Below are 20,918 nucleotides of genomic sequence, written 5' to 3'. Positions count from 1 at the left end.
CTTTTATAGTTTTATAACCATCGTTTTATATTAAAAGTAGGGTACCCTGACGTTTACTGTCTTCATTCTAGTCCTATGAGGATATCTCGCGCGTAATTTGTTGGACTCCAAAATAATGCGACCATGAAGCGGATGCTCCGTGGGGATTTTTAGTTGTGCAGCAATGACTTCACTTAGCCCGTGGTTTCGGATGTCCGCTTGAAGCTGTAAGGCTTCTGGATCTTTTTCATGATCAAAATAAAGTGCAGAAGCAATAGCTGAGACTAAATGTGAGGTCTCAAAACCAAGTTCATGAGCAAGCATTGCCGGTTTTACGAGCCGATCATTAGGTGAAAGCTTGCGAAGCGGCGAGCGGGCGACACGTGTAATTTTATCGTTAAAGTTGGGGTTAGTGAATCTCTCCATCATCTTTTCTATATACCGGTCATGTTCTATGGGCTTGAAGCCATATAAATGCACCAATAAGGCCCCTGTTTCCTTAAGCACCCCGTGAACACGAACTCTGATTTCGGGATCAGACATCGCTTCTTGAATGCTAGTATAACCTTCCAGGTATCCAAAATAGGCTGCACTGCAATGACCTGTATTCACAGTATATAGCTTCCGTTCGAGGTATGGCGCCAGCGAATCCACATAATGGACGCCTTTAATTTCATTGTAATTACCAATCATTCCACTGCGGGGAATAACCCACTCACTGAAGGGTTCAACGAGGATTTCAAGTGAATCTGTATTTTTCTGCATAGGTACAATCCGGTCCACCATCGCATTGGGAAAAGCGACATTGCGGTCGGCAAGTTCCTTGAAGGATTGCTTCATATGCCGATAAACTGATTTTTTCAACTTCTGACTGCTTCCAATCCCATTCTCACAGGCAATGATATGAAGAGGGTTGAGATTTCTGCTATTTTCAAGCCTTCGTTCGATGCCCTGCGCAATGGTCTCAGCAATATCTTTTAAAGCGGATATTCCGACGGCAGTTGTCACAATTTCAGCTTCTGCTATAGCTCTAGTAACGTCCTCAGTATCATTCAGATTGATTGCAGTAACATTATCAACAATAAAGCTGTCCCGGTTCTTGTTAGCTAGGGTGACAGGATATTGCCCACGTTTTTGCAATTGGGCAATTTTACTCTTATTTCTTCCGACGAAACAAACATTGTAACCGGAGTCCGACAACATAGGCCCAATAAAACCTCTGCCAATATTACCTGCTCCAAAATGTACGGCTCTCAATTTGGTATCCCCCTTTAATTTGAACTTAGTTTCTCGGTTTCTCTATACGAAGCAACGTTGAGTAACTACATGATCAAATTCAAGAAGACTTAGATTATCAATTTTATGGTGCTGCTTATCGAATTCAAGAAAATTAGTAATTTCGTTAGGCGTCACAATGCAACGGATGCCAGCTGCTGCCGCTGCCTTAGATCCATTCGGTGAATCCTCGATAGCAACCGCCTCATCAGCTGTGATTCCAAGACAAGCTAACGTTTGGTTATATAGCTCGGGATCTGGTTTCACTTTTGCCACATGGTCGGCAGTCCGAACACATTCGAAATACTCGCGAATACCCAATTGATTCAGATATTTTTCCACCCATTCCAGTGAAGAACTTGAGGCCAGCCCTACGCGCAGTCCAGCTGCTTTGGCGGAATCAAGATAATGCTGAATGCCTGGTCGTATTGTTTCAAGCTCCATAAGTTTGCTGTGTCTCTGTTTAACAGCCTTACTGAACTCTTCTTTGTCAATCGCTAGCTTAAGATCAGTCATTAAATATTCATAAGGATTAAAACTGTTCAAGCTCGTGCCGATGCAGGTGGAATATTGTTCAAGCGTCAGATCCACTCCATATTCTGCATAAGCCTCGTTAAATGCGGTGTACCAAGCAGTCTCCGTGTCGATAATCGTTCCGTCAAAATCAAAAATAATTCCTTTGATCACAATCAACCATCTCCCTCGTATTATGTTTGGTTAGAATATCTTACGCAAAACCTTCTGCATATTCTACAAAAAGCTATTTCGGCTTGCGTTTGACTATAAAAACCATAACAAAGCCCTTCTACTGACGTCAAGCACGGTAGATAACATGCCACGTAATGATAACGATTACAATCAATGTGGACAAACCTGGATTTTTTCATCACCTGAACTTCTTAATACATAACAGTAATCAGATTCAAAAAAACACCACAATCCTATGTGCTTCAAGGGATTCCTTTGCCAAGTTTATTATGAAGACAAGCTCCCTCTCTTTCTCTCGATTGCTGTTATTTAGAGTATTTTTCCAAGCAGCTAAAAATAATTCAAAATAATTTTAAACACATCCTTTTTACTTGATTGTACAAATCAAATTACGGGGTTATTTTTTGTCCATTGAGTAAAAAGAGGCTTTAATTTATGATATATTTTAATCGAGAATGATTATCATTATTGGTGGTCGTTACATATAATAGGGAGGCAATAAGATATGAACAAGGTACGACAGTCCTTCGCTGTGGTATGTGTACTATTTTTGCTGAGTACATTGCTACTGGCGTGCGGAAACTCAAAGGAACAATCCTCTGCCAATAGTACGGTGAACAAAACCGGGAACTCTTCCGCTGCAACCGCGGTACCTTCAGCAGAACCCTCAGATAGCAGTACAGATGAAGCAGCAGCGACTACCCGCTCCTATACAGATTACATAGGGCATACTGTAGAGATTCCGGTGAATCCGCAGCGAATTATCTATTCTGGAGAAACTTATGGCGATTTGCTCGCACTTGGTGTGCAGGCGGTAGGTTATCCTCTTTCTATGGGTGAAGGCCAGGTTTTTGAAGATCAATTACAAGGTGTGGAGGATGTAGGCTTCCCTATCAATCTGGAAAAAACATTGGAGCTTCAGCCTGACCTGATCATCTATGCGGGCACAGATGAAGCTGATTTCGAACAGCTCTCCAAAATTGCACCCACTATAATATTTGATACCTTTGCCCCACTCCAGGAACGTATGCTGGACATTGGTGGAATTGTTGGGAAAACGACTGAAGCAGAAGCATGGCTTGCGCAGTATAAAACCGCTGAAGAGAACATGTGGAAGCAATTGAAATCCGCAGGCATGAAAGAGGGCGAAACGGCTGCGGTCTTCACTTATTATCCAGGAGACAGACTGTTTATAATGGCTGCAACCGGACTTTCCCAGGTACTCTATGGGGAGAATGGCTTCAAGGCAACTCCAGCTATTCAAACGATCCTTGATGAAGGTAAAGGGTTCCAGGAAGTATCCATGGAAGTCCTGAAAGAATATGCCGGAGACCGGATATTCCTCTTGACTCCAGTGGCAGAAGAAGCAAAACAATCCACAGAGAATCTATTAAAGAGCCCTATCTGGAAGAGCCTTCCTGCCGTCAAGAACGGATATGTCTATACACAAGACATCATGAAGACTTCAAGTGATGCGACAACAAGAGAATGGCTGCTTGGCGAAATTCCACAGCTATTGAATATGAATTAACCTTCTGTGATGAAGAGTTTAACACAAGGCTGATAAAAAACTGCAAGAAGCATGTCAACAGCTGTTGATATGCTTCTTTTTTTTATATACAATGAATTCATTGATAATCATTCTCACCAAATGAACGGAGGCTGAACCCATGCTGCATACATCATCGTCCTGCCCCCCACTCCACTCTCTGCTATTTCAGCTAAACGAGGCCGAACTGATGATTCAAGCTGCCGATTCAAGCTCTATAACGCGTACAACCCAGGACTATACCCTTCTCATATTTACTGGAGGGAACGGACAATTGAACCTCGATGATCAAAGCGTGATACTAAGTACGGATAAATGTTATCTACTATCTCCTGGAATCTCCTATAGTACGGACAACCAGGAGCTGACGTTGTATTATTACCTCATCACCTTTACAGCAATTTATACAACCGAGGATCCTAAACGATATTCTGGAGAGCTGCTTTCCGGCAGACGGGAGTTAATTGTGCACCCGTTCACCAAGGTAATCCGACTAGTCGAAGACCTGCTCATGAACAGGAATAACACCGATGATGTACAACAATTCAAGCGACAATTAAAATTCCAAGAATTGCTGCTGCTACTTTTTGAGCATAATTACCCTTCCAAACACCTGCCAAGTCCTACGGAATCCGTAGAAAAGACCATAACATTCATTCAGGAGCATTATACAGAGAGTATCACCGTGAAGCAGTTAGCTGAACTGGCGGGAATATCAATCTGGCAATATACACCGATCTTTCAGCAGCTTACGGGTAAAAAGCCGCTTGAATACCTGACGGATCTGCGCATTAATCATTCCAAACGATTCCTGCAGGAATCGACTGAACCACTGCGGGAAATCGCCAGACTGGTCGGCTTCTCGGACGAATACTATTTTAGCCGCCGCTTTCGGCAAAAAACCGGAGTTACACCCGGACAATATGCACATCAGAAAGGTCGTAAGCTTACCGTCAAGGATTGGACGGGTCATGAGGTGGAGATTCCAGAGCGAGCGAAACGTATTGTCTATCATGGCGAAACACTTGGCGACCTTCTCGCGTTAGGCGTAAAGCCTATCGGTGGAGATGAAGCGTTCGCCCGGAACAGCGTCTATAAACATCGGCTTAAGAAGCTCGCCAACGTCGGGTTTCCACTGGACCCGCAGTTGACCGCTTCCCTAAACCCAGATTTGATCATTTTGGCAAATAGTGATGAAAGAGCCTACAGAGCAGTTTCTGGTATCGCTCCGACACTCACCTTTGATTCATTTGCATCTCTCGACAAACGAATGCGGACACTAGGCAGTTGGCTAGGTAAACAGCGCGAAGCCGAAGCATGGCTGGAGTCATTCACAATCAAAAACGCTGCCATGTGGCAGCAGCTTTACACGACAACCCTCCAAGTTGGAGAAACCGCCTCTGCTTTGGTCTATGATCATGGAGATCATCTGTATGCTATGGGAATGTCCGGATTCTCCACTGCGCTTTATGCCCCATGTGGTTTACAACCGACCGAAGAGATCCAGGCCATATTGGACGAAGAGTTAGGGTTCGCCGAAGTTGATCCAACACGACTGCCTGCCTACGCCGGAGATCATATCTTCATGCTCATTCCGGAACGCAAAGACTCGCGAGCTGCGATGGAACGATTACTAGACAGTTCACTTTGGAACAATCTCCCGGCAGTACGTCAGGGACATGTTTATCTGCTCGACGGAAGCAAATGGAACTCTAGTGATGCGTTAACCCGGGAGAAGCTGCTAACGCTGTTGCCTAAACTACTCGGCGGAAGTAGCGCTAACAATTGAAAGTGAATCTAGGATTCTCTTTTGACTTATCAAAACTTGATAGGGTATACTTTATCTACGCTTAATTTCCAACTTTTACAGTTGAAAAGCGGGGGAACCAGTTAATTGGGGCGAATCATTGAGCATTAGAATGTAGGGTACCATCTTACCCGAGTCCGTCAGCTAACCTCGTCAGCAGTGGATGGGTCTGCTTTCCATGTTATTTACATAACCAGAGACCCTTGCTAAGGGTCTCTTTTCGTGCTTTTTTGGACCCTGCTGGCAGTAGATTGGCCTTTGACACTAAGGCTCCCTCATTTCTCACACTACGAGACAAAGGAGAGATGTACGTGCAAAAGGTAAAGTACTTCACGGATATTAACAAAATAGCTATGTTGTCTGAGCTGGAAAAAGAGAATCTGAAAGAAATTACGGACAAATTTGTTTTTCGTGTAAATGACTACTATCTGTCTTTAATTAACTGGGATGATCCAAATGATCCCATCCGTAAGCTGGTTATTCCTAACGAAGGTGAACTGCTGGAGTATGGGCGCTGGGACGCCTCCGATGAGGACACGAATTATGTGGTACCTGGTTGTCAGCACAAGTATAGAACCACTGCACTACTGATTGTATCCGAGGTCTGCGGGGCTTATTGCCGCTACTGTTTCCGTAAGCGTCTTTTCCGAAATGACGTGAAAGAGGCGATGGCTGATGTCTCTCCGGGCTTGGAGTATATCGCAAATAATCCGGAGATTAACAACGTACTTCTTACGGGCGGGGACAGTTTAATTCTCTCCACACCGAAGCTAAGATCCATTATTGAAAATCTAAGAAGCATTGAGCATGTTAAGATCATTAGACTGGGTTCCAAAATTCCCGTATTTAATCCGATGCGGATCTCTGAAGACGAAGAACTGCTGGAGCTGATTCGTACTTACTCTACCGAAGACAAACGAATCTATGTTATGGCGCACATCAATCATCCTCGTGAAATCACACCTGAAGCCAAAAAAGCATTTAAAGCTCTCCACAACGCAGGGGCAATTGTCGTAAATCAGACCCCCATCCTCAAAGGCATCAACGATGATCCCGTTATTTTAGGGGAACTACTGGACCGGCTTTCATGGGCTGGCGTTACACCCTACTACTTCTTTGTGAACCGGCCCGTAGCCGGAAACCGGGATTTCGTATTACCGCTCGAGCAAGTCTATCAAATTGTAGAAGAAGCCAAAGCCAGAACCTCAGGACTTGGCAAAAGAGTACGCTTATCCATGAGCCACACCTCAGGAAAAATAGAAATTCTCGCCATTGATAACGGAAAAGCCTATCTCAAATACCATCAATCCAGAGATCAGGAATACGGAAAGTTTATGATTCTAGATTGTCCAAAGGACGCCGAATGGTTCGATGACCTGCCTGGGAATGAGCAATATTGGACCCCACCTGTGAAAAAAAACGATGCTATTATTTCTGTTAATGATTTATCAGGCGAGCCTGCGGATTTAATCTGTAAATAGATTAATCAACTCTGTCAGACTCTGTCATAGGATATTTCTTCATCACCAACAACAAAACTCCTCCCGCCCAAAATTAGCCCGAAAAAATCTATGATATAATCACGCTGTAACACGAAATGGACTAATGGGTGGGAATGCACACATGAAATTGGAACGATTGATTTCTATGATCTATAAACTATTGAACCACGAAGTTTTATCTGCCTCCAAGCTGGCTGAAGAGTTTCAGGTTTCCCAGCGAACAATCTATAGGGATATCGATGTGATTTGTGCCGCTGGCATCCCGGTCGTATCGTATCAGGGTACTAAAGGTGGATATGGCATCATGGACGGATATAAAATGGATAAAAGCCTGCTCCGTTCGTATGATGTCACTTCTCTGATTACTGTACTTAACAGTCTTTCTTCCGTGTTTGAAGATGAGCATACGCAAGGAACCATTGAACGGCTGCAAACGATTGGAACGGAGCCACAGACCTCTAGTCTCGCGGTGGATCTTGAAACCCGGCGTACGGATCCTGACGCACTTCCTCTTTTACGTGCGGCTATTGCGGAACGAAATGTTGTCCGTTTTGATTACATCAGTGTAAAAAATGAACGTACAACCCGTGAAATGGAACCAGTAAAGCTTCATTTTAAATATAGCAACTGGTACATCTATGGTTATTGCCGGGCTCGGCAGGACTATCGGGAGTTCCGACTTTCCCGGATGCTGAATTTGTTCCTGACGCAGGATACCTTTCATTCGCAACATGAGGTACCCAAAGAGGCCGGCTGTTCAAACAGGGCAGATCAGGTGGAGGAAATAGTGATCCGGGTAGGCACTGAGGCTTTGGCAGAAGCTTTGGATCAGTTTCATCAAGTCGACAAGGAATTTCATTCCGATAAAAGCATGACGATGCGAATTCCTGTGTATAAGCCATTGGAAGCACGTTGGCTTTGGTCCATTCTGCTGAGTTTTGGCAGCGGCGCCGAAGTCCTCGAACCCCCTGCATTGCGAGGTATTTTAAAAGAGCAGCTTCAAAACACACTCAAACTTTATGAAGAAGTATGACAGTCTGATGTCATACTTCTTCTTTTATATTAACTACAGTAACAAAAAAACAAATCCATGACCATTCAAAAGGAGAATGTACTAATGACAAATTATCCAGTAGAAATGTTTAAATACCACACATGGGCAAACCAAACTATCCTGGGGAGAATCAAGGAACTCCCGCCTTCTGTGCTAAGTCAAGAAGTGAACAGCTCATTTCCCACCATCGCTCATGCCCTTAGCCATATCTATGCGGTTGATACGATGTGGTATCTTGTATTAACAGGCACTGCCATGCCAGAGGCTTTTCAACAAAGTATCCCGCTAAATTTGAGCATTCTAGATTCTGTGGATGAATACGTAAATATCTTTGCCCAGCTATCAGAACAATACAAAGCATGGTTACACAACCAATCCGATTTGGAGCAAACCATTCTGCTTGACAATCCATTCGCCGGAATCCGCCAAACACGCCTATCAGAAATTGTGTTGCAAGTCGCCAATCACGGGACTTATCATAGAGGCAATGTATCTACTATGTTACGGCAGTTAGGCCATGCTTCCACCATGAATGACTATGCTCTTTTTTGGTATCAGGTTCCTGCGGAAGCTATTTAATCTCGGATGGGCAAGACGCTCCACTCCATACCTAGAAAGGAAATTGTATTTTAATTATGGAGATTAAAAATCTAATTACAGTAAAAACGAGAGAAGATTTAAGAGTTTGGCTGCAGGAGAATTCTAAGACTGAAAAATCTTGTTGGGTACTCGTTAGTATGACGCCAAACCCAGAAACGTTGCTATATTTGGACGTAGTTGAGGAATGTTTGTGTTTTGGATGGATCGATGGAGTGAAAAAGAAAATTTCGGAAACGGAGCTGGCGCAAAGACTCTCTCCCCGAAGCAAAAGAAGCTCTTGGACTGAATTGAATAAAGAGCGTGTCCGCCGCCTCGAAAAGCTGGGGTTAATGAGTGCTGAAGGAAAACGGGTACTTCCTGATATGAACCCTGATTCTTTTATAGTAGATAAGATTATAGAGCAACGGCTAAAAGAGGACAGGCAAGTATATGAGAATTTCACGGCCTTTCCAGCCCTTTATAAGAGAGTTCGGATCGACACGATCCAAAGCAATAAACATCAGCCAGATTTATTTAAGAGTAAATTAGACAAATTCATAGCAAACACTAAAGAAAATAAAATGTACGGGCAATGGCATGATAATGGACGTCTGCTAGATTATTAAGCTGCGCTAGATGCACGATCTCCTGCTGAGGCTTTCGGACCCCAATGACGCTATTTACTAATTTATCGCCTTTTCAGCAACTCATCGGACTCCAGCGCAGCTATTCCTTAGAAAGGGGCTCTTATACGGTGATTTTTCCGCCATTAGGAGCTATGCGGTCCGATAATACTCCAAATGGCGGATTTTCCTGCTTATAAGGTCCGCTGAGTCCGATACCGCTGAAGTATGATCATTTGCTCGGTCTATTACTACTGTTACTACTACTGCTACTGCTACTGCTACTGCTACTGCTACTGCTACTGCTACTGCTACTGCTACTGCTACTGCTACTGCTACTGCTATTGCTACTGCTACTGCTACTGCTACTGCTACTGCTACCATGATCTCCTGCTGAGGCTTTCGGACTCCAATGACGCTATTTACTAATTTGTCGCCTTTTCAGCAACTTATCGGACCCCAGTGCAGCTATTCCTTAGAAATGGGCTCTTATACAGTGATTTTTCCGCCATTAGGAGCTATGCGGTCCGATAATACTCCAAATGGCGGATTTTCCTGCTTATAAGGTCTGCTGAGTCCGATACGCCGAAGAATGATCATTCGCTGGACTCCTGAGTCCGACACCGCCGAAGTATGATCATTCGCCGGGTCTACTGCTACCACTACTGCTACTGATACCATGATCTCCTGCTGAGGCTTTCGGACTCCAATGACGCTATTTACTAATTTATCGCCTTTTCAGCAACTTATCGGACCCCAGTGCAGCTATTCCTTAGAAACTGGCTCTTATACGGTGATTTTCCCTCCAATAGGAGCTATGCGGTCCGATAATACTCCAAATGGCGGATTTTCCTGCTTATAACGTCTGCTGAGTCCGATACGCCTAAGAATGATCATTCGCTGGACTCCTGAGTCCGATACCGCCGAAGCATAGTCTTTCGCTGTCATTCGCTGTCTGATGCTACCGTATCCTAATCATCTGCGGATCAAACACCATCGACTCTTGATCATCTGCTAATCCTACAGTGCTACGTACGTGTAAATTCATCTGTTAATCCTAATGTGCTACGTACGTATAATTCATCTCTTATTCCGAAAGTGCTAAGTACGCGCGAATGGGATTGGTTCAGACGTTCAGGCAAAGTTTAGAGTTGAGAGCAGAGGTTTGGTTTAAGTTCAAAAAAAGAGAGGTGCCCCAGCCATTTTCATGGCTTTGGGCACCTCTTTTATTAAGTTACAGCCCTTCAGCCAGAATCCGTTTCAGGAACATCCCTGTGTAGGATTCCCGCACTTCAGCAACCTGCTCCGGTGTACCTTCAGCTACAAGCTTACCGCCCACAACGCCACCTTCAGGGCCAATGTCAATCACCCAGTCGGACTCTCGAATCAACTCTAAGCTGTGCTCCACAACTACGACGGTATTTCCCGTATCAACCAATTTGCTCAATAAGGTATGGAGCTGCTTGATGTCTGACGGATGAAGGCCTGTTGTTGGTTCATCGAGCAGATAGAGCGTATGGTTTTTGGAAGGTTTGCTCAGCTCTTTAGCCAGTCTAATCCGTTGCCCTTCACCACCGGATAAGGTTTTGACAGATTGTCCCCATTTAAGGTAACCGAGACCCACCTCACACAATGTCTCGATAATCCCCGCCATTTTGGCTTCCGACTTAAGAATCGGCAAGCTTTCCTGCACGGACATGTCCAGCAGATCCGAGATGGAATATCCATCATATTTCACCTGGAGAACCTCATCCGTAAATCTTCTCCCCTTGCATGCGTGGCATTTAACCTCCAGATCGGGTAAGAAATTCATGTCTACAGTCAGCACCCCAAGACCCTGACAGGTTTCGCAGCGTCCACCCGGTGTGTTGAAGGAAAAATGCTTGGAAGTCAGTTTTCTTTTTTTCGCCTCCGGCAATGCAGCAAACAGCTGGCGCAGATGTGTGAATACATCTGTATATGTCGCTACATTAGAACGCAACATTCTACCCATGGGCGATTGGTCAAAGATCACTATATTTCCAACCGGATCTAAGCCCGCAATCTCCGCACAGCCTATTTGCTCATGTCCTTTCGCACTGCCTTGCGCAAGAATATCAAAGACCAGCGTTGACTTGCCTGAACCCGAAACCCCAGTTACAGAAACTAGACAACCTAGAGGAAATGAAACCTCCGGGATATCAATATTCCGGTACTGTGCCTGTCGGATGGTGATTTGTTTTCCGTCACCTTTCCGGCGAACGTATGCAGCAGTCTTATTACGCTCTTCTCTAAGATAGGCTCCCGTAACAGAAGTCTCGCTTACCATCAAATCCTCAATGCTGCCCTCGCCAACAACTTGCCCGCCGTCCAGACCAGCACCCGGACCCATATCAATAATATGATCGGCAGCGCGCATCATCTCAATATCATGCTCGATAACGAGCACCGTATTACCCAAATCGCGCAGCTCCTGAAGCACACGAATGAGGCCAACAGTATCCCGCGGATGAAGCCCGGTCGTCGGTTCATCTAGAATGTATAACACTCCAGTCAGACCTGACCCCAGCAATGAGGCAAGGCGCAGCCGCTGTGCCTCTCCACCAGAGAGGGAGACCGTCTGACGGTTCATGGAAAGATAACCAAGACCAACATCGATAATCCGTTTTAGTCGGGTAGGCATATCGTGAAGGATGGGTTCAAGCAGATGAAGTCCCTCGGCGGGCAAAGCCGCCTGCAAGCCTTTCGTCCACTCGTAAACATCGCTTAATGACCAATCCGATAGCTCCGTAATCGATGCGCCAGCTACCCGAACGAGACGAACTTCTTTTTTTAGGCGAGCGCCAAGGCATTCTGGGCATTGCTGCTCATGAAAAAATCCGCCGTCTTTTTCCTGTGTACCAGCTTCTCCTTCCTTCTCCTTGTATCGCCGCCACAAACCAGGAATGACGCCTTCAAATTTGGTGCCTTGAATCGGCTTAACATTGGAAAAATGGCGCTTAAACGCCTCACTTTCCACTCCGTAATATAACAAGTCGCGCTGAATTTCGCCGTAATCTTTTAAGGGCTGATCCGGGTCAAACTCAAAGCCAAAATGCTTGCCAGCAGCCACTAATATACGCATCTGTATATCACGATGAACACCATTCAGCGAGGCCACCCCACCCTCACGCATACTAAGCTCTGGATTAAACACCGCCGCTTCATTTATAGTTGCCACAGATCCAACACCACCGCAGGCTTCACAAGCTCCCTCCGGTTTATTAAAAGAAAAGTGGGACATGCCCAGCTTCTCAAGCTCAGCTCCGCAATGCGGACAACCCATAGTTTGACCATCCATTTCCTCGTCTTCCTCGATCAGCAATCCCCTCGCTTCAAAAGAAGGTGGAATGCTGCCACTACAGGAAGGGCAAACCCGCTCGCCTAATCTGGAAAAGATAAACCGGACAAACGTATAGATGTCGGTAACTGTCCCAACTGTCGAACGGGGATTACGATTGGTGACATGTTGTCCAACACTAATGGACGGAGACAGTCCAATAATAGATTCCACCTTTGGTTTGCTGATCGTATCTGACGTCATGCCCATGGAATCCAAATACTGTCTTTGGCATTCCCGCTGAAGTGTATCCATAGCTAACGTCGATTTTCCTGATCCCGAAGGTCCTGTCAGGACAACTAGCTTATACTTAGGAATCGTGAGCGAGACATTTTTCAGATTATTCTCTCTTGCACCTTTAATAACAATAGTCTCTTTCACATCTATTCCCCTCTCAATTCAACCCACTGGTTCGTAGTTATATCTTCTATCCATATGGTTGCCCAAAGTTGTTGGATTGCAATTATTTTGCAAAACATTTCTAATTTCGATAGAATGTATTTGATAAATCACAAAATTTTCGAATAACTTTATAATCTAATATCTTGACTATCAAGATATAATTATTTTAAAAGGAGCGTTATCTTTTGTCAAGCCACGAACAACCTACACCAGAGCAGGAACAATTCACCTTGCTTATGCGCAGTTTGGGAAACCGAACGGTATTGTACCAACAAAATGTAGCCGCCTCACTTGGGTTATACAATAATGATTTCTTATCTATAGATATTCTACGGGAGAAAGGTCCGATCACTGCCGGAGAACTGTCCAAATTAACGGGTCTGACCACAGGCAGTGTTACAGCATTAATAGACCGGCTCGAAAAAAATGGCTATGTCCGCAGACAAAATGATCCGAATGACCGCCGTAAAGTGATTATCGTGCCATTATATGAGAATAAAGATGATGTCATTAATACGTACCAACCGCTCCATACCGCCATGGTTAAGCTCGCAGCTTCTTATACGGATGAAGAGCTCGCCCTTATTTCGCAGTTTTTAGGCCAAGCAAGTGCAGTTCTGGAAGAGCAGATTGATCAGCTTGGATCCACTGCGCGCGGCAAATCTTCTTCCTAAGATACGTATTTATACAAAAAAGGACGATATCCAAAAGTCATACGACTCTCTGGACACCGTCCTTTTTCATTTATTTTCTAATACCTATCGTTACAATTTCGCATGGACCGATCAGTAAGTCAAAGCTACCTTTCTCATCCCTAGAAACTGGGTGGCTCTCCTCTTCTAGAATCGTCGTTTTATAGAAATATTGCTGTGGAATAGACGAATGGAAGGCCAGGTTGGTGTTCTGCTGACTCATGTTGTACCAACGCATCAGTATATCTCCAGTCTGCTCGTTCATTTTTAGTGAAGAAAATGCGAGTTCCTTACTCTCCCAATCGAATGGAGTATACACCGGCGCAACCACACCTGCATGTACATCTGTCTGACATACAATCCACGGAACCTGGAATTGGTAAGCTTCAGCATAAGCACCAGAAGTTATACCCTCACCTGTGTGCGGGATAAGCTCCATACGAACAACTTGCTCTCCCAGACACTGCGCTTCTGGAGTTGGGAATAGCCCCCAGTCACCAAGTTCGCCAACAGAACGTAGCAGCGTAATCGCAATAGTGTTACGCCCATCTCGCAGCACTTCATATTCATTTAATCCAAAATTAGCGACGGTTAGACCCGCTTTCCCATCACTAATATCAACAAAGGCTTGCTGATGTTGCGTGTTACTCGGATTCTTCCATTCTGTGGCTGGTTCAATATTCCGCTCAGCAACCTCGAACATCGAATCTACACGATGCGTGGCAGCGTTCAAATCTGTTGGAAACAGTATACGAATCCGGTGATCTTTGGCCTGGTTATCTATTGTCGTTTCGATATGCAATCCCTTTCCGCCCCGCTCCAAGGTGATTACAGTACGAAGTTTTAGAATGACTGTGTCACTACTGCGCTGAGCTTTGCGCTCCGGATAGTAAACCAGTGCACGCTGCTCCTCATCCAGCTTATCATCTGCCGAGGCTGGAATCTCCCAGTTATGGTTAATTTCTATAGCGGCGCGAAACGATGTATTTTCCAGTACACAAATGTTAGCCTTCAGTCCTTTAGTCGTCAAAGCTTGTTCGGCCTCTGGCTGTTTGTACATATATTCATTGCCGATATCCCCGGTGTTTTCATATACACCAAGATCTTGATAGGTCACTCCACTAGTTTTGTCACTTAGCATAAACGAACCATCATCATTAATGACTACCTTGATAACGTCATTTTCCAGCACCCGATCTCCATATAGCAAAGATTCAGCGGCTATTGCCAGTTTTGCATCTGCTCGGCGAACCCAAGCATATGATCGAAGACCTAGCGCAGGAACTTCTACGGCTTCAAAGGTAAGTCTTACCCGGCGGCACATATACGGCTGACGGAACTTATCATCTGGCAAATCATAACCAAACTGAAGCCCCAAGTCCTTCAGCTGGGAGGCAATGTTATTCCCTTGATCGTCTACTAACACACGACCGTGCAAGTCAATTCCAGTCATACGGCTAGCCGTTTCTTCCAGAGAGAATCCTTCTCGCAAATATAGACGCGCCACATCAAGTTCTACGCTCACAGTACCCGTGCGACTCCAACCCGTCATATTCATCGCTACTAATGGAAGCACGTCTTCACCATATGTGGTAAACCCGGACGTATCCACAGCTTCTGCAATCACTCGTTTACTATCCTCAACAATGGTCTCTGCCACATGACGGCTTTTGTCAAAACGGGTGACCATCTCACGGTGTACCTCATCCACGCTGCATCCACAAATACTATCATGCGGATGATTTTGCATTAATGTCTTCCATGCATAGGTGAACAGATGATGGGGGTACTCTTTGCCCAGTAAATGTGCGAACGAAGCAAGTGGCTCGGCCAACTTTTCAAGCAAGATTTGCCCTTCCTGATTCATCTGTTTCAAATAGACACGAGCAGACGCGGTATTCACTAACGTACCCCATCCATCGGTATGCTGGCTCCGCAGTTCGCCCTTTACAGTCGACAGATTGCTGCGATCCATTACACCCTCTACGGCCTTAAGGTAATCAGGAAAGTTCGAATGAATGAACTCCATATCTGGATACAACCGCTTCGCAGTTTCGATAGCCTCTGGCAAATCCAGTTGAGCCGGCTGATGATCACAACCATTCATGAACAGCAGCTCACCTGTAGAGGCAAACTTCCGCGCATCTGCCAGCTTTTTCTCCCAGAACACTTTGGCTTCTGCTTCATTTACAGGCACTTCGTTTCCGTTAGAATACCAATTGGCAAATAGGATGCCGACCACTTTTGATCCATCAGGACCTTCCCAAATCAGCTCCGAGAATGAGGATTCGTAACCTCCATCCGACACCGTATTATTGAATCCAGTGGGCTTCACACCTCTTCCAAAAAAGGCATTATTGATGCCGGATTGCAGCATTAATTGTGGAGTCTGGCCGACTAGACCAAAGGTGTCCGGAAAATAACCGATTTTGGAGGGTTCCCCGTAACGCTTCGAATCCTGATGGCCAATCTGCATATTACGAACATTGGCCTCCCCACTAGTAAGGAACGCATCCTGCAAAATATACCAAGGTCCTATTAGAAGGCGACCTTCCGTAATATATTTCTGTAGCCGCTCTTGATTTTCTGGACGTACCTGAAGATAATCTTCCAGAATAATCGTCTGTCCATCCAGATAGAAACTCTTAAATTCGTTATCCTCATCCAACCGGTTCAGTAATTCATCAACCAGTTTCACTAAGCGTACATGATGCTTCTCATAGGGAAGATACCATTCCCGGTCCCAGTGTGTATGGGAAATGATATGGGCTGTCTGAGGGCTAATAGATTGTTTTGAACTTTCCAAAGTGAAGACCTCCTTATATGCAATGCGTTCTATCTACCAAGATGCTTAATGTAGAAGATGTGGATAATTGACATGAATCTCGACTTCCTGCGGGCGATAAACACCAAGCAAATCTCCTTTACTATCCGTAGCAAAGAGAACAGAACGTTCCTGTTCCAACACGAACGAATAAGTTCGGCCAGTGGCTGAATCCTTCACCTCGATCTTTGCATCTTGGGCATATTCCGACACGAAGGTAAAAAGTGCACCCGTAGCAAAGCTCAGTTTTCGTCCGTAGATACCCGCTAAGTCCCCACCACTAATCCATTCAAAATCACGTTCCACAAAAGCAGCATTAACCGCGTAGCGGTAAAGTGCAGCCGTAGTATCCCTACGCTCACTCAATTCAACTGGCAGTGGACTCCATAGGAGTCGACCCTTGCCCAGCGGAAGGTTCACGACAGTGTCTATAGTAGAACTTCCACCATTTTTTTGAATGATCGTTTCCTTCGTCACCTCAGCTATCCGGCGGTGGCCGAAAGAGACAGGCAGTACTTGACCTTGAAGCATAAGCACTTCTTCGCGGCGCATATTACGCAATTCACGTTTGCCAAGAATATTACTCAACCGATCCGAAGAACGCCAGTAGGCATCAATGCCTAACGGTCCAGTGGCAAGCAATACCGCTCCTGTCTCTTCAACGATATGTAACAACCGTTCCATCGCTGCATCAGCGAAGTTATGCGCGCTTGGCAGTATAATCAGCTTCGCAGGGTTCTTCTCCAAATCATCTAGGTGGTATTCAGAAGCCCCCCGAAAAGACATCTTGAGCTCATAAGACAGAATGCGGGTAAGCTCTGTTGTAGACGCAAAAGCCAACTTTCGATTAGAGAAATCATTCGAATAAGGGAACACCACCGCAATCTCTTCCAATTTCCGATTACCAAATATATCACGGATACCTTCTATAAACTTCCCGAAATCATAAGATACGTCTGCCTCAGGCTTCTCGGTTCCATCCGCTCTCAGCGCTCCGATATGGGACTCATTCGCATTATCCATATAGAAATTCGTATTCCAGATCCAGTGAATAGCTCCCGCACCTGCCGTTCCAAAAGCGTAAGCATACTTGCGTTCCAGCAAATTCCGCAGCTCTTGTTCTGAACGTTTGGCTCGGCCATCTGGAGTTTCTACATACATGACGCCAGTCTCCTGAATTAGGTTTGGCTTATTGGGGGTTTTGGCAAAAATGCCATCCCATATCAAATAGTCGTTAAACCACCAGGAGTGCACAGTAGTGTAATCTACCGCTTCCTCATAGAAAAACGGCGAAGGACGCTGCGCTCCTAGTCCCTCATCCTGGCCAACCGTAACCATCTGAGCTGGACATTGCTCCTTAATGGTATCGTATAATTGCTTCACCCAACGGTTATGCATTTCCATAGAGAACAAACAATAATCCAACCAGCGTGTCCCCCTCTTAGCACTGTGCATATCTTGTACGTCGAAGTTCATCTCTTTTGCTTCAGGCAGCCCTGCCGAAGCAAAGTCCGGAAGCTGTGCGGGCGTCATATTCCAGCGTTCCTGCAGCACTTCGATTACACCATGTCTTTCTTGTAGCCATTCCCTAAAAGCTTGTCGCTCAAAGCGATCATGGCATGAACTCGGGCCGTCCGAGAAAATACGGTCCGGATCAAACATCGACGGTTCATTAATAAGATCCCAGTCTACATTCGAAGAATCTTTATGACGAGATACAATAGACCGAATGAACCGCTTCTGAGCTTCCACACTTTGTGGGTCCAGATAAGGGTTCACCCCTCCCCACGTTTCCGGTGTGAAGGAGAAAAACGTGAACGTCACCTGAAGATCATGCTTTTTCGCCGTCATGATGAAGGCGTCGATCGCCCGCAATACTTCTTCCGAGACATGTCCATCGTCTTGCATCACATTGCGATAAGCTGTCCAGATCCCTGTACGGATCCAGTTAATCCCGGCCTTCCGCATCTGGCCCATATCACGATCCCAAACTCCGACGTTCGGCAGAAAAAGAAATTTTCGCGCCACATCACTCGCCATATAAGTCATGCCGACCACTGGTAGCGGACGCCCATCTTTTATAAAATAATCTCTGCCGCTCGTTACCGGATGGCCTGCTGCCAGCAGCTCAGGAGCATGACCCCAGAACCCTTGGCGCAGAATGCGAACCTCACCATCACTGGCTTCTGCTTCACAGACAATCTGGTAGAGGCCCCTACTTATCTCCAAAGGAATAGGCAGACGCACCATGTTTAGTTCTGCATTCGCCTTCATTTCCAAACTCTGAGACCACTTCAAAGAGGTATCTGATTCATGCTCTACATGAATTGTGAAATTCCATGTATCTTCATTTCGCATAGAAGGTCTCACTCGTTCAAGCTGCTGAATCTGAAGGGTTAGGGAAGCACGTTCTCCTGATTCATAAGACGCGTAATTGGGCTTAACCCACATTTCCGTAACACCCTTGCTGCAAAAACGCGCCCAATTGGATATCGCGGAAGGACCTTTTTGCTCCCAAAAAGAAGCTGTTGCAGGTGTATTTACGAACAGCCAGCGTGAACCTGCATACAAACCGCTCGTATTCTCCCAAAGAACCACTGGGGCAGCGGTTTCTCGACCCTCGGACGTAATTCCCTTTAAGAGCGGGTAAATCCGTGTGCTCATCGGACCTGCCGAGCCCATTTGATGTGGTAAATCACTCGTCTTTGTCGTATGTGGCACGAGGTTCCATGTGTCCGCACTCGTTAGAAAAAGAGATTCTTGACCCTTAAGCAGAGGAATGACATCCAAGGCAAGCAATGAATGGTTGCGTGAGCATTCAACACGAAGTGCCTCATGAATATACAGCTCCTGATGATAGGAAGTCTGCTCCGCTTCGACATGCCATCGGCCATTTTCCCAACGAACAGGTTGTTTGAAGGGTGCGCCTCCAATGCTAATCAACCCGCCACCTCTTTGCAGGTATTCAAGAATGGCTATCCAGGCCGCTTTCGGGAAATAGGGTGCATGCAGATTGATGAAACAGCCGCCTTTCGTTTCGCATAGCGTTTGTGCAAGCTGATTCTCACTTACAATAGATCCGAACTCACTCATGGATGTAATCGCATCGCTAGGAATGGGACTGGAAATTGGAAAATCAGAATCATAAAATATGATTACAGGTCTGCTCAGGCTGCTCATAGTAGTCCTTCCTTCATCATTTTATAGACAAGTTGGGAGAACAGACTATTGGACCAGGCGAACCATTTTCTAGTGAACGTATTCGGATCATTAACATGGAATCCCTCATGCATAAAGCCAGTATCCGCATCCGTAGCTTCTAACATCTCAAGCATCTCCAGCTTTTCTTCCTTAGTTGAAGCCGTCAAACCTTGCATCGATAATGCCATATGCCAGATGTAGTCTTTGGGAGTATGCGGACTACCGATTCCCTTCGCTGCGGTTCCTTCAAAATAAAAAGGATTCTCCTTGCTCAGAGCAAATCGTCTCGTATTCTGATAAATTTCATCCTCTGCGGTAACATAGCCGAGATAAGGAATCGACAGGAGTCCTGGTGTTCCCGCATCATCCATCAAGCAGTAGTTGCCATAACCATCGGTCTCGTAGGCGTAGATTGGACCGAATTTCGGATGACGATAAATACCATACAATTGAATTCCGTGATCAATCTCAGCTTCTAATGCTTTAAGCTGTTCCAGAAATTCAAGATCACGGAATACCCATTCAGCAAATTCCTGCATATGACGTAATGCAACAACAGCGAACATATTCCCCGGGATGTTGTAATGAAAGTCGCATGCATCATCACTCGAGCGGAATCCCGACCAGACCATACCCGTGTAATTAACAGGCATACCTAGACCATTATTACGCAGTGTATCTTCAGGAATCCCATTGTTACGCGTAAAGCGGTATGGAGATAATTCACTATGGCGCTGTTCAGTTTTGAACAGGTTGAATATTTTGAACATTGCTGCCTTAAATCCAGCGTCGAATATATCAGCCTTTCCGGTTTCTTTCCAATAGGCATAAGCCAGACGCATGGAAAAACAAAGAGAATCGATCTCGAATTTACGCTCCCACACCCAGGGGGACATTTCCGTAATATCGCTAGTGCTCCAATGCCAATCATTCGCTGTCTCATTAAACGCATTGGCGTACGGATCGATATGAATATACTCGATATGACGTTTAATTAACCCGCCAATAATCCGCTGAAGATCGGGATCTTTTTTAGCAAAGGGCACGTAGTGCATAACCTGCTCCACAGAGTCTCGCAACCAAGAAGCCGGGATATCTCCTGTAATTACAAACGTTGTCCCATCATCCATAAGCTTAGTCGTTGTCTCAAGCGTATTGGGAAAACAGTTCTTAAAAAGCTGCAACAGCTTTGGCCGATGAGCTAACTTCTCCTCTGCTTCGTTCAATACTTCTTGAACCGCTTGAGGAAGCGGCAGCTTCGGCATAGAGATGGCGGGAAGTCGGAATTGTTCCATATTCTCACTCCTTCATAATAAATGGGGATAGATAGAGAGACGGGCAGCATAGCTGCCCGTCTCCACTAAT

General features: G+C 45.4%; 15 protein-coding genes and 1 riboswitch. Of the genes, 7 read left to right on the top strand and 8 right to left on the bottom strand.

The window, feature by feature from the left end:
- Nucleotides 1-30: 30 nt before the first annotated feature.
- Both NST58_RS11890 and NST58_RS11885 read right to left on the bottom strand, forming a co-directional pair.
- Entirely contained in the window at nt 31-1,236 is a 1,206-nt protein-coding gene (locus NST58_RS11890; protein ID WP_076193797.1) for a mannitol-1-phosphate 5-dehydrogenase, read from the bottom strand.
- Between the two features lie 42 nt (nt 1,237-1,278).
- Nucleotides 1,279-1,941 (bottom strand): HAD family hydrolase, encoded by a 663-nt coding sequence (locus tag NST58_RS11885; protein WP_076130591.1) that lies wholly within the window; start codon nt 1,939-1,941, stop codon nt 1,279-1,281.
- A 526-nt stretch (nt 1,942-2,467) separates the two neighbouring features.
- On the opposite strand from NST58_RS11885, the gene NST58_RS11880 reads away from it, so the two are divergent.
- The 6 genes from NST58_RS11880 to NST58_RS11855 all read left to right on the top strand — a co-directional run bounded on the left by NST58_RS11880 (nt 2,468) and on the right by NST58_RS11855 (nt 9,079).
- Complete coding sequence (locus NST58_RS11880) at nt 2,468-3,493, top strand: ABC transporter substrate-binding protein (RefSeq protein ID WP_076193795.1); 1,026 nt, start codon at nt 2,468-2,470, stop codon at nt 3,491-3,493.
- Between the two features lie 139 nt (nt 3,494-3,632).
- On the top strand, nt 3,633-5,300 hold the full coding sequence (locus tag NST58_RS11875; RefSeq protein ID WP_076193792.1) for an AraC family transcriptional regulator: 1,668 nt from the start codon (nt 3,633-3,635) through the stop codon (nt 5,298-5,300).
- 48 nt (nt 5,301-5,348) lie between these two features.
- A riboswitch (cyclic di-AMP (ydaO/yuaA leader) is annotated at nt 5,349-5,490 on the top strand.
- Between the two features lie 139 nt (nt 5,491-5,629).
- Nucleotides 5,630-6,799 carry a KamA family radical SAM protein gene (locus tag NST58_RS11870; protein WP_076130594.1) on the top strand — a complete coding sequence of 390 codons (1,170 nt, stop codon included), beginning with the start codon at nt 5,630-5,632 and terminating at the stop codon, nt 6,797-6,799.
- Between the two features lie 142 nt (nt 6,800-6,941).
- On the top strand, nt 6,942-7,853 hold the full coding sequence (locus NST58_RS11865) for a YafY family protein (RefSeq protein ID WP_076187290.1): 912 nt from the start codon (nt 6,942-6,944) through the stop codon (nt 7,851-7,853).
- Nucleotides 7,854-7,937: 84 nt separating this feature from the next.
- Nucleotides 7,938-8,453, top strand: a complete 516-nt coding sequence (locus NST58_RS11860; RefSeq protein WP_339247904.1) for a DinB family protein — start codon at nt 7,938-7,940, stop codon at nt 8,451-8,453.
- Nucleotides 8,454-8,509: 56 nt separating this feature from the next.
- Nucleotides 8,510-9,079: a YdeI/OmpD-associated family protein gene (locus tag NST58_RS11855; protein ID WP_339247902.1), complete on the top strand. Its 570-nt coding sequence runs from the start codon at nt 8,510-8,512 to the stop codon at nt 9,077-9,079.
- Between the two features lie 150 nt (nt 9,080-9,229).
- Here the strand turns inward: NST58_RS11855 and NST58_RS11850 are convergent, their stop codons facing one another.
- The 3 genes from NST58_RS11850 to uvrA all read right to left on the bottom strand — a co-directional run bounded on the left by NST58_RS11850 (nt 9,230) and on the right by uvrA (nt 12,815).
- Complete coding sequence (locus tag NST58_RS11850) at nt 9,230-9,460, bottom strand: hypothetical protein (protein ID WP_339247900.1); 231 nt, start codon at nt 9,458-9,460, stop codon at nt 9,230-9,232.
- A 105-nt stretch (nt 9,461-9,565) separates the two neighbouring features.
- Entirely contained in the window at nt 9,566-9,757 is a 192-nt protein-coding gene (locus NST58_RS11845; protein WP_339247896.1) for a hypothetical protein, read from the bottom strand.
- A gap of 553 nt (nt 9,758-10,310) precedes the next feature.
- Complete coding sequence (uvrA, locus tag NST58_RS11840; RefSeq protein WP_339247893.1) at nt 10,311-12,815, bottom strand: excinuclease ABC subunit UvrA; 2,505 nt, start codon at nt 12,813-12,815, stop codon at nt 10,311-10,313.
- A 257-nt stretch (nt 12,816-13,072) separates the two neighbouring features.
- On the opposite strand from uvrA, the gene NST58_RS11835 reads away from it, so the two are divergent.
- On the top strand, nt 13,073-13,510 hold the full coding sequence (locus tag NST58_RS11835; protein WP_076130010.1) for a MarR family transcriptional regulator: 438 nt from the start codon (nt 13,073-13,075) through the stop codon (nt 13,508-13,510).
- Nucleotides 13,511-13,580: 70 nt separating this feature from the next.
- Here NST58_RS11835 and NST58_RS11830 read toward each other — a convergent pair whose 3' ends face one another.
- From NST58_RS11830 to NST58_RS11820, 3 genes are read right to left on the bottom strand one after another with little or no spacing between them, the layout of a single operon-like run.
- Nucleotides 13,581-16,334: an alpha-mannosidase gene (locus tag NST58_RS11830; protein ID WP_339247890.1), complete on the bottom strand. Its 2,754-nt coding sequence runs from the start codon at nt 16,332-16,334 to the stop codon at nt 13,581-13,583.
- A gap of 45 nt (nt 16,335-16,379) precedes the next feature.
- Entirely contained in the window at nt 16,380-19,532 is a 3,153-nt protein-coding gene (locus NST58_RS11825) for a beta-galactosidase (protein ID WP_076130001.1), read from the bottom strand.
- Nucleotides 19,529-20,848 (bottom strand): glycoside hydrolase family 125 protein, encoded by a 1,320-nt coding sequence (locus tag NST58_RS11820; RefSeq protein ID WP_076130000.1) that lies wholly within the window; start codon nt 20,846-20,848, stop codon nt 19,529-19,531. The genes NST58_RS11825 and NST58_RS11820 overlap by 4 nt, the downstream gene beginning before the upstream one ends.
- Between the last annotated feature and the right edge of the window lie 70 nt (nt 20,849-20,918).

The sequence above is a fragment of the Paenibacillus sp. FSL R10-2796 genome (genome assembly GCF_037965315.1).
Classification (GTDB): domain Bacteria; phylum Bacillota; class Bacilli; order Paenibacillales; family Paenibacillaceae; genus Paenibacillus_AQ; species Paenibacillus_AQ odorifer.
Note: the sequence above shows the minus strand (reverse complement) of the source record. Positions and strands in the feature narration are given on the sequence as shown.